We start from the raw sequence: 10142 nt of genomic DNA on the forward strand, positions 1-10142 counted from the left end.
AATTTTATACTTTAGGTTTTTTTACACTATCAGACCTATTGGAGCTTTGCGGCATCCGGTCACTATTATAACACGATTTTCTTATTACTTTTGTGAATTAAGACCTAAGGCCTCGACCAGCATCTCCTCGTAGACTGCCACCCCGGGCTGGGTTAGATGAACTCCGTCGTCATAAAAGTAATCCTTATGACCTTTGCTGACTGAATGCCAATCAAGCAGTTTCGTCCTGGGGTAAGACTGGGCTACATTATGCAAGGTCTCATTAACCTCTCCTTCCCAAGGCTTAGGGACCCGGGTATTGATCAGGAAGATTTCGCTACTTCCCGGCAGGGAGTCCAGAATCTGCTTTAATTGTTTTTCGCTGAAGGGGCCATTGTTTCCTAACTCAATAATCACGGTATTCCCCAGCTTCCCTTCTTCCCGAAGTTCGGCTATAACCTCCGCGGCTTGGTACATCTGTCTGCCCAGCTGTGCGTCGATGATAATCCCCGCCAGCCGTTCCTGCAACACAGGCGCAACATTGATCATTACAGAGTCACCGATGATCGTGATATCTCGATTCTGCGCTGCTCCTGCCGGATTTTCCCCGGCTACATCATCTACACTATCTTCACTATCTTCACTATCTCCATAATCTATATGATCTGCACAATTTATATTATCTTTTTGTTCCCTCTCTTGTGTTTCAACTTCGCTGGGTTTTGTATTTTGAGCTGCAATAGCTTGAGCCGAGATTGGCGTGCTTTCATTAGGGTTGATAAACAAAAGCAGAGCCATCAGGATGATACTAAGGGAAACTTTGGTGGTTACCCCCCATGGTTTTTGCCACCACTTAAGAGTGTGAGTGAGTATTTCTGTTTGTGGCAGTGGCATATTATGTGTCTGAGGCTGGGGCTGGACCTGCGTCTTAGTCCGTCTCCGCCCGCGTCTCCGCCTTCCGTACCGGATGGGATCCTCGATAAGGTAACGGGAGAGTGCTGCCAGAACAATGCATAAGCCGATTTGCCAGAGAGTACGAGAAAGGTTCAAGTCTCCCGTATTCACGACGGGATCGCTCAGAACGATAACTGGGTAATGCCACAGGTATATTCCGTAGGAACACTCCCCCAGCCAGCGCAAGGGCCGCCAGCTGAAGATCCGACTCAAAATGCTGGCCGGATGAGTCAGAACTGCCACTAAAATAGCCGCCGCAACAGAGAACAGCAAGAGTCCTCCCTGATAGAGGAAGGGCTGGTATTGGTTGGTTCTCCCCATCAGCAAAAGCACTATTAATAAGCTCAACACACCTGTAATATCCAGAATCTGTTTATGGAAACCAGTGAGCTCTCCGCTCATTTTTCCCCTGGGCCACACCATGGCCAGAACTGCCCCTACCAGTAAAGAGAAGGCACGGGTATCCGTTCCATAATATACCCGGCTGGGATCTTGACCCGGTAGATAGATTATGGCCATGGCCACCGCCGATACCAAGATAAGGGCTATCGTCACCCCCGTCAGGCATTTACGTTGACGAAACCAACTTAAGCCCAGCCCCAAAAGAAGGGGCCAAATGAGATAGAACTGCTCTTCTACTGCTAAAGACCAGAGATGTCCCAAAGGAGACGGGGGACCGAAGCTTTCAAAATAAGAAACCTGATGAAAAATCAGATACCAATTACTGATATAAAAGACTGCAGCTAACGCTTCCTGCTGCAAGGCCGCCAAACGCTCCGGAGCCCATAGCACCATCCAGGTCATTACCCCCGCCAGCATCACAAAAACCGCTGGGAGGAGCCGCCGAGCCCGGCGCAGCCAAAACTCTTTCAAGTCAATGCCTCCGGTGCTCTCCCATTCCTTCATCAATAAATTGGTGATCAAAAAACCTGACAGCACAAAAAACAGCGTTACCCCTAAAAGCCCTCCCGGTGCCCAGGCTAAATTGAGATGGTAAGCAATCACGGCCAACACCGCCAAAGCCCTCAGACCATCCAATCCCGGCATATAGCCGCCGGAATCAGTCCGCACTCTTCTTCCCCTTTGTTGTCGGTCAGCTTGTTCATATGTAAAACCATTTATCTTGCTGCAATTCATATCTCTTCACTCTCCGCTTGTGTCAGGCTTCAGGGTTTTTCGTCATGGCTTTTTCTTCCTCTACACCTTACCAAGTTTTGAATGACATTGCTTTACAAAAATCTTTAAAAATTCTTACGAAAAAGTTAATATTCGCAAGGGCATTGTCGAAAGGGCTTAGGGCTTAACCATCTTCCGCCAGTCTGTGCGACGCCTTGCGCAGATTCTTCTTGGGGCCTCAGCGGCACCGGGCAATGGCGCATACTTAACCTTGAGACACTTTTAAGCTTGTTATGAGGTTTGTGTAGATTCCGCTTGCGGTCCGCTCGCCAACTTTTGGAGAGGCAGCGCAAAGATAATAACGGCCACAGCGGCACTAGCTGCTATCCATAAACCAATAGTCATTCCTTTCATCGGGCCTAACGCTGTTATGACCGCAGTATATATAGAAATACCAATTGCCGAACCAAGGCCCTGCGCAAGCTGAACGACAGAGTTGCCTTGCTGGCGAATCTCCGCCCTGATCTGGATCTGGGGGGCAACTGCCGGAGCTACACCGCCTGCGGTGCCGTAGAAACCGGCCAAGAAGGTGAGAAAGTAAACAGTAATAAGAGGGGTGGTTGGTTTGAGTAAGAAGATAATCGCCACAGTTACAACGACTCTAAGGACACCACTAAACCAAACTAAGACGGTGCGTCCATTTCCGGCCTTGGCTATCATCCGTCCCAGGATCGGCCCCATAAAAATGCTCCCCTTGTCCGAAGCAGATTTCAAATTTAATCTGTCTATTCAAGGGGAGCACATTACTCTGCTTTGAGGCCGTTTGGCTACAGCCCCTTTATATAAAGTTATCTAAAACTAGTATTTCTCGATCATATTCAGGAACTTATCGAGCTCCTTCTCTTCCATATGGAAGCCGTGCTTATCCTCGGGATAGGCACCGGTACGGACATCGTTGCCCCAGGCAGCGTAGGCACCGGCTGCCCACTTAAAGAAGTCGGCATATACTTTCGCATGAGAAGCAAGTTTGGGCATCATGTTGAAGGTGTCGAAATCAACCATCTCGCAGCCATCGGCAGCGCCGCCTGCGGCGATGGAGATCACCGGCACACGCAGCTTTTTGGCAATGGCATTGGTGACTTCGATGGGAGTCAGCTCGACGGTCATGGCCATCATGCCGTTTTCCTGATACTCATACGCCATGCGGAAAACCTTCATGGCATCTTCGGCAGTCTGGCCCAAACGCTTGTAGCCGCCATGCCTGCTTGTCTGCCAGCCGGACAATGCGCCCACGTGACCGAAGACCACCAGGTGGTTATCCGTCATATACTTCAGGGTCTCGTTGTTGACGCCCATCGGGAGCAAGGAGTCGGCACCTTCATACATGTATTGGGAGCCATACTCCAAAGCCTTTTCCTTGGAGGCGAAGGTCGGTGTCTGCATAACGAAGTTAATGTGGATAAGCTTTGCGGCGTTACGAACGGTACGAATCCACCAGGGTGCGTTGGCGATGGACATGGTCATGTTCTCGGCGGGAACGGTCAGGCGGCAGATGTCGCAACCGGCCATTTCAGCGGCCATGGTGAAATACTGATCTCTGTTGGCAGGGCACATCTGAACGATCGGGGTGCCCTCGTCCTTGAGTTTCTGCAGATAGGCGATGGATTTGCGTCCTTTCTGCATTTTGGACGCCTTGACATTTTTGTCCTCCGCTTTGATCTCAATATCCTTTTCTTCTGACATGATTGTCTCTCCTCTCATTAATTTAATGTTTACCAATATCGTATCAACGATAGGTCAACTTTTTTTACAGGAACATTCTTGGCCCACCAACGGCAGCGTCCCCCACTAGATGATAGCGTTGACATAAACGAAGTCGATGGCCTTTCTTACCAGTAAATCATCTCTCAGCAACTCCAGATCCTCGCCGAGAAAATCCTTCACCATATCCAGGGGTATGTGCTGCCTGGCTGCTATGGACTTCGCCTCTTCCTCCAGCTCTTCTCTGGTTACCTCAAAGCTCTCTGCATCGATAATTCCCTTGAGCACTATTCTGGTCTTCACCGACTTGAAGGCTTCTTCCTTGAACTTATCCATCTGAGCAGTTAAATCTTCCTGCCTGAAGTCGGTATATCCGCCGAGCACCATACTCTCGTATTTGAGCTTATGCTTCAGCTCCCTGACCATCATTGCGACTTCATTATCGACTAGGTCCTGCGGAACCTCGATGTCGTTAGCCTCCAGGACCTTGGCAAGGATCTTATCAAGGACAGCGTCCTTCATCTGCATTTCGGCGTTTTCAGCGAAGGTCGCGTTTTTAACCTCCTCCACCTTAACGCCCCTGTAGTTCTTTACTGGGCTATCAGGCACGGTATCCCTCTCCTCTATTTGTTGACTCCAATTAACCGAGGCAGATACCGCCATCGATTTTCAGGGTGCCTGCATTCATGAAGGCAGACTCATCGCTGGCCAGATATACTGCGCCTCCTGCTATATGCTTAGGATCGGCTGCGACATATCTTTCTGTGACCCATTCTCCGGCGAGAATCCAGTCCCGGGAGCTTTTGTTGTAGCCGCTACCACGATGGATTGCAGCACCTTTGTTAGCCATAGCCTTCGCCCCCCACGCAGGATCGGCGCTGATCGCAGTCATAAAGGGACCGGGCTGGATAGTGTTAACGCGGATGCCGTTCCGACCATATTCGAAGGCCATGCACTGGGCTAGAGACTCAGAACCGCCCTTAGAGGCTATGTAGGCTACACCGGCGGTGCATCCTTCTACCGCGCCGTTGGAGGTGACTAAGATCATACTTGCTCTGATTTCATTAGAAAGGAAATACTTCAGGCATGCACGGGAAATCTTCATAGAACCGGTCAAATTGACGGCCAGCACATAATCCCAGTCTTCGTCTGTCACTTCTTCAGCCGTGGCAAAATAGTCCATGCATCCGGCAAAGTGTGCCAGTACGTTGAGAGATCCAAAAGCTTTAACGGTTGCCTCAACAGCATGAGCGCAGTCTTCATTGCTGGTGATATTACCGATAAAGGGAACCAGATTTGCTGCCAAGCCCATCTCCTCCGCTTCCTTCTGCAGAACAGCCAGTCGGTCGCCTTTATTGTCCATCGCCAGAACTTTGCAGTTTTCACGCAAATATTCCAGAGCGGTTGCCTTGCCCATGCCGGCTCCGGCACCGGTAATGATAGCGATTTTACCCTTTAATCTGTCCGCCATAGTAAACACTTCCTTTCATTATCATCAATGCTTCACATCAGTCCTTATCGCCCCAGGGGAGTTGGTGAATCTGGTTATATTATCAGTTTAATCAACTTGGCTTTCCATACACAAAACTATGTAATTTTCGTAATATTGTGTAATTTTGCCTCATCTACATGCTGCAAATAAAAAGGACGTGAAAGCATCTTTTCACGTCAAATCATTTTGGCTTGAACCATAGAATAAATTGAATCACCTGAATCTTGTGATATAATTGACAATAGATAGCCAGAATCATCCAGTTCCTTTTGCCAACGGATGATATTATTATACGAGGGGGATTATGATCATGATACAATTTGATCATTTGCAGTGGTTGAAAATTCATGATTTCTTACTCGATATAGAGAATGCCTGGGAACCAAAAGACTTTTGCATGCAAGTGATGGATAAACTCTATGCGCTGATATACTATGATAAAGCTCGTATCTATATCATCAACAATAATGGGCAAGTAAGTAATGAGTTTTTATGTGGCGTGGAAAAAAGATGGAGCGAGAATTATCTCTCTTATTATTCAAAAATAGAAAACAGCCGCTACTCGATCTTTCGCAATAGTAAATATTCCAATCCGGAAATCCACGGTTCTGTAACTGATTGGGAGAATCATAAGATTGATGAATTTGTTACCTACTATATCAAGCCCCAAGGTATAAAACACAGCTTGGGGTTTACGCTCTATGACGACGCTTTTGGGAAAGGGATTTTTTGCTTTGACCGGACAAGTGGTACGGGATATCAGAATAAAGATCTAGGATTAATTAGCATTGTCCATCCCCATCTGCAAAACTTACTTAGAAATACATTTGTTTCTGTGACATCAGACACTTCTTATAAGAAAAATCCGGACATCAAATGTCTACTTACCAAAAGAGAACTTGAGATAGCTGAATTACTCTACGAAGGAGTAAGTCCAAATAATATAAGCAACAAATTGTTCATAAGCCGGTCCACTACATATCGACATATTGCCAATATTCATGCCAAGCTTAATGTATCCAACCGGCAAGAGTTGATCATCGCCTTATTCAGCTATTTTCAAGGAGATACATCCGATACACTGAATTAGCATGACCGGTAGCGGTTCCCAAACTTACCGGCAAAGAGCCAAAGATCCCGACGGCAATAGATAAAGCCAGATTAGTAAGGGCTATGTTTTCAGCTTTGGAAAACATAGCCCTCTTTGTGTCCTGCGCTTGCTCATCGACTAGCCGCTTCCTACAAAAAAACCTCAGCCAGCTCGACCTTCAAGCCACTGAAATAGGACGATTCAGCATATTCATGAGCCCCCTTTTGAAAAGCCCTGATGTCGCTTATTTCCTCTTGCTCAAGAACATAGATGTTGATCAGCTTATTTTTCGGATCAACCATCCAGTATTCCTTCACGCCGCACTGCCGGTATAGCTCCAGCTTCTTGATAATATCCTTGCTTCTGGTGAAGGTTGACAGAACTTCAACCACCAGGGTGGGCACTCCTTTATACTTACCCTTTTTGTCCATATTTTCAGGGTCACAGATAACGAGGATATCCGGCTGAACCACACAGATGTTGTCCTGTGCTTTAAATAAGGTAACATCAAAGGGTGAAGTGAGGGGAATACACTTTTTGTGTTTAAACCAAATATAAAAGGTACCCATTATTTCGCCAACGGCATATTGGTGTTCATATGAGGGGGAAGGCAAGTTGTAAATGACGCCGTCGATTAGCTCAAACCGCTGGTCGGAGTCCTCCACCAGTTCCATAAATTCTTCATAGGTCACTTTTTCTCCGCGGGTTTGATACTCCGCGGCCTCTTCGGCCACCGGACTTTTCTGGGGGTCATCACAGGGCAGGATTCTGGCAATATCTCTGCCATTTTTGGTCACGATGATTTCTTCATTGACCTCCACAAACTTTAAGTACTTGCCAAAATTGTTTTGAACCTCCGTCGATGGAACCCTCATTATTATGCCTCCATATTAGCTATTTGCTTATTATTATTCATCTATTTAGCTAATCTGTCAATGTAGATCTATCAAGTTAGCTAATGCAATCGTCCTCTGCTTTACTTCCATTTTAAAATCAATCTTAAAGTCTTAAAACATACTCATTTTTTAAAGATAAATATTGGCAATGCTCAAGAAGTAATATATAATTAAATTTATAATGATTATAATTTGCATTATCTCTTTATCGAGATTTATGCAGTTTTTCTCAAACTATAAAATTAAAGGAGGTCATTTCATGGAGGAAAAAAGATGCCCGGTAACGGGTCACACCCGTAATACCAATGCAGGAGGTGGCACCAGGAACAGAGATTGGTGGCCCAATCAGTTAAACCTTAATACTCTTCACCAAAACTCCCCCTTGAGTAATCCCCTTGGCCCAGACTTCGACTACGCAGAAGAATTCAAGAAGCTTGATTTGGCTGCCGTAAAGCAAGATCTTTATGCACTGATGACCGACTCTCAGGATTGGTGGCCGGCTGACTACGGTCACTATGGTCCCCTCTTTATACGAATGGCTTGGCATAGTGCCGGTACATACCGTTTGGCCGACGGACGGGGCGGCGCCGGCAACGGAACTCAGCGTTTTGCTCCGTTGAACAGCTGGCCGGATAATGTGAATCTGGATAAGGCTCGCCGTTTGCTCTGGCCGATTAAGCGAAAATATGGGAATAAAATCTCTTGGGCTGATTTAATGATCCTAGCCGGCAATTGTGCTTTGGAATCCATGGGAGTGAAAACTTTTGGTTTCGCCGGCGGTCGTGTGGATGTCTGGGAACCGCAAGAAGATATTTATTGGGGCTCTGAAGGTGAATGGTTGGGCGACCAACGTTATTCCGGGGAGCGGGATCTGGAAAATCCCCTTGCAGCAGTGCAGATGGGACTGATTTATGTTAATCCGGAAGGTCCCAATGGCCAACCCACTGTGCTCGCTTCCGGCCGCGATGTGCGGGATACCTTCGCGCGTATGGCCATGAATGATGAAGAGACTGTCGCCCTAGTTGCCGGCGGCCACACTTTTGGCAAATGCCATGGTGCTGGTCCTGCCTCCCATGTCGGGCCGGAACCGGAAGCCGCCGGGCTGGAAGAACAGGGTTTAGGCTGGAAAAGCACCTTCCGTAGCGGCAAGGGTGGGGATACCATCGGCAGCGGTATCGAAGGTGCCTGGAAACCCAACCCCACCACCTGGGATATGGGTTATTTAGATACCTTATTTAAATATGACTGGGATTTGGTGAAAAGCCCCGCCGGCGCATGGCAATGGATTCCCACCGACCCGGCCGCGGCAACTACTGTTCAGGATGCTCACGATCCTGCCAAGCGCCATGCCCCTATGATGACTACGGCGGACCTCTCCCTAAGAATGGATCCGATTTACGGACCGATAGCCAAAAGATACCGGGATAACCCGGAGGAGTTCGCCGATGCCTTTGCCCGAGCTTGGTTCAAGCTGACTCATCGTGACATGGGACCCCGCTCCCGCTATCTCGGCCCCGAAGTTCCTGAGGAAGAGTTGATCTGGCAGGACCCTGTCCCCCCTGTCGATCACAAGTTAATCGAGGAACAGGATATCGCTGAGCTCAAAGCCAAGCTCTTGGCTTCCGGCCTTTCCGTCTCCCAGCTGGTCGCCACAGCCTGGGCTTCCGCTTCCACCTTCCGGGGTTCGGATAAACGGGGCGGAGCCAACGGAGCACGCATCCGCTTGTTTCCTCAGAAGGATTGGGAAGTTAATCAGCCTGCGCAGTTAGCCACTGTGTTGGCCGTTCTGGAAAAGATCCAAGCTGAGTTCAACAGCTCCCAGTCCAGCTCCAAGAAGGTTTCACTGGCCGACTTAATCATCCTGGGCGGTGCCACCGGTATCGAACAGGCCGCTAAGAACGCTGGTCACACCCTAGTCGTTCCTTTTAAGCCGGGCCGCACCGACGCAACGCAGGAGCAGACTGAAGTATATTCCTTTGCCGTCATGGAACCAAAAGCAGACGGTTTCCGCAACTACCTAAAGGGCAAATATTCTGCATCGGCAGAGGAAATGCTGGTAGACCGGGCTCAACTTCTCACCCTGACCGCTCCGGAGATGACGGTTCTTCTCGGCGGCCTGCGTGTATTGAATGCAAATTACAACCAATCGCAACATGGTGTCTTTACTAAGCGTCCGGAAACTCTCACCAACGACTTCTTTGTTAATCTTCTGGACATGAGCACCGAATGGAAAGCAGTTTCCGAAGAAAACGCTCTGTACGAGGGACGGGATCGGGCCACAGGCGCGCTAAGATGGATCGGTACCAGAGTCGATCTGGTCTTCGGCTCAAACTCTCAACTTCGGGCACTGGCCGAAGTCTATGCCAGCAGCGATGCACAAGATAAATTCCTTAACGACTTCGTATCCGCCTGGAATAAAGTAATGAATGTCGATCGGTTTGATTTGTCCTGAGTTAGGTTTATATTAATTGAGAAAAACCGCCATTTTGAATTGAACCCGAAAAGTTAGAAAAAAATCTTTAAGCAACCATATTGGAATGAGTTCGATATTCAATCGGGCTCATTCCTTTTAATTTGGATTTGATTCTGCGATTATTATAGTACTGAATATAATCATGTAGCTCTTGGATGAAATGTTCAATAGAGTCGAATTCTTGAATATAAAGAAGTTCCGATTTTAGGATTCCGAAGAATTCATTTCTATAACTATGACCGGCTTCAGGAACGCTTCGACAACCGTGCTCCTATGGAAGTTCGGGCTGCTGCACTTGAAACAGATTCTCCTGCACAATATCCCATTCCAGAGAACAAGCGTATTCTGAGGTACAAGGCAAAGTTTGCCGCATAAAAAATA

At 47.8% G+C, this 10142-nt stretch carries 8 protein-coding genes and 1 pseudogene; 2 read left to right on the forward strand and 7 right to left on the reverse strand.

What is annotated here, in order from left to right:
- Positions 1-84: 84 nt before the first annotated feature.
- From AAC978_RS11035 to AAC978_RS11055, 5 genes are all read right to left on the reverse strand, one after another.
- Complete coding sequence (locus AAC978_RS11035; RefSeq protein ID WP_341548088.1) at positions 85-2070, reverse strand: acyltransferase family protein; 1986 nt, start codon at positions 2068-2070, stop codon at positions 85-87.
- 270 nt (positions 2071-2340) lie between these two features.
- Positions 2341-2790, reverse strand: coding sequence for a hypothetical protein (locus AAC978_RS11040; protein ID WP_341548089.1), 450 nt, complete (start codon positions 2788-2790; stop codon positions 2341-2343).
- 117 nt (positions 2791-2907) lie between these two features.
- Positions 2908-3792 (reverse strand): 3-methyl-2-oxobutanoate hydroxymethyltransferase, encoded by an 885-nt coding sequence (locus tag AAC978_RS11045; RefSeq protein ID WP_341548092.1) that lies wholly within the window; start codon positions 3790-3792, stop codon positions 2908-2910.
- 105 nt (positions 3793-3897) lie between these two features.
- Positions 3898-4473 (reverse strand): hypothetical protein, encoded by a 576-nt coding sequence (locus AAC978_RS11050; RefSeq protein WP_341548094.1) that lies wholly within the window; start codon positions 4471-4473, stop codon positions 3898-3900.
- Positions 4451-5281, reverse strand: coding sequence for an SDR family NAD(P)-dependent oxidoreductase (locus AAC978_RS11055; protein ID WP_341548096.1), 831 nt, complete (start codon positions 5279-5281; stop codon positions 4451-4453). The genes AAC978_RS11050 and AAC978_RS11055 overlap by 23 nt, the downstream gene beginning before the upstream one ends.
- 331 nt (positions 5282-5612) lie before the next feature.
- On the opposite strand from AAC978_RS11055, the gene AAC978_RS11060 reads away from it, so the two are divergent.
- Complete coding sequence (locus AAC978_RS11060) at positions 5613-6392, forward strand: helix-turn-helix transcriptional regulator (RefSeq protein ID WP_341548098.1); 780 nt, start codon at positions 5613-5615, stop codon at positions 6390-6392.
- Positions 6393-6541: 149 nt separating this feature from the next.
- Here the strand turns inward: AAC978_RS11060 and AAC978_RS11065 are convergent, their stop codons facing one another.
- Positions 6542-7267 (reverse strand): type II toxin-antitoxin system Phd/YefM family antitoxin, encoded by a 726-nt coding sequence (locus AAC978_RS11065; RefSeq protein WP_341548100.1) that lies wholly within the window; start codon positions 7265-7267, stop codon positions 6542-6544.
- Between the two features lie 280 nt (positions 7268-7547).
- On the opposite strand from AAC978_RS11065, the gene katG reads away from it, so the two are divergent.
- Entirely contained in the window at positions 7548-9740 is a 2193-nt protein-coding gene (gene katG / locus AAC978_RS11070; RefSeq protein ID WP_341548101.1) for a catalase/peroxidase HPI, read from the forward strand.
- A gap of 67 nt (positions 9741-9807) precedes the next feature.
- Here the strand turns inward: katG and AAC978_RS11075 are convergent.
- Positions 9808-9984, reverse strand: a pseudogene (locus tag AAC978_RS11075) (IS3 family transposase); the annotation flags it as partial.
- Positions 9985-10142 lie beyond the last annotated feature (158 nt).

The organism is Desulfitobacterium sp. THU1 (assembly GCF_038181555.1).
GTDB lineage: Bacteria > Bacillota > Desulfitobacteriia > Desulfitobacteriales > Desulfitobacteriaceae > Desulfitobacterium.

Excerpts from the sequence above, each read along its gene's own strand:
- AAC978_RS11035 (WP_341548088.1), bottom strand. The coding sequence starts at position 2,070 with ATGAATTGCAGCAAGATAAATGGTTTTACATATGAACAAGCTGACCGA.
- AAC978_RS11040 (WP_341548089.1), bottom strand. The coding sequence starts at position 2,790 with ATGGGGCCGATCCTGGGACGGATGATAGCCAAGGCCGGAAATGGACGC.
- AAC978_RS11045 (WP_341548092.1), bottom strand. The coding sequence starts at position 3,792 with ATGTCAGAAGAAAAGGATATTGAGATCAAAGCGGAGGACAAAAATGTC.
- AAC978_RS11050 (WP_341548094.1), bottom strand. The coding sequence starts at position 4,473 with ATGGCGGTATCTGCCTCGGTTAATTGGAGTCAACAAATAGAGGAGAGG.
- AAC978_RS11055 (WP_341548096.1), bottom strand. The coding sequence starts at position 5,281 with ATGGCGGACAGATTAAAGGGTAAAATCGCTATCATTACCGGTGCCGGA.
- AAC978_RS11060 (WP_341548098.1), top strand. The coding sequence starts at position 5,613 with ATGATACAATTTGATCATTTGCAGTGGTTGAAAATTCATGATTTCTTA.
- AAC978_RS11065 (WP_341548100.1), bottom strand. The coding sequence starts at position 7,267 with ATGAGGGTTCCATCGACGGAGGTTCAAAACAATTTTGGCAAGTACTTA.
- katG (WP_341548101.1), top strand. The coding sequence starts at position 7,548 with ATGGAGGAAAAAAGATGCCCGGTAACGGGTCACACCCGTAATACCAAT.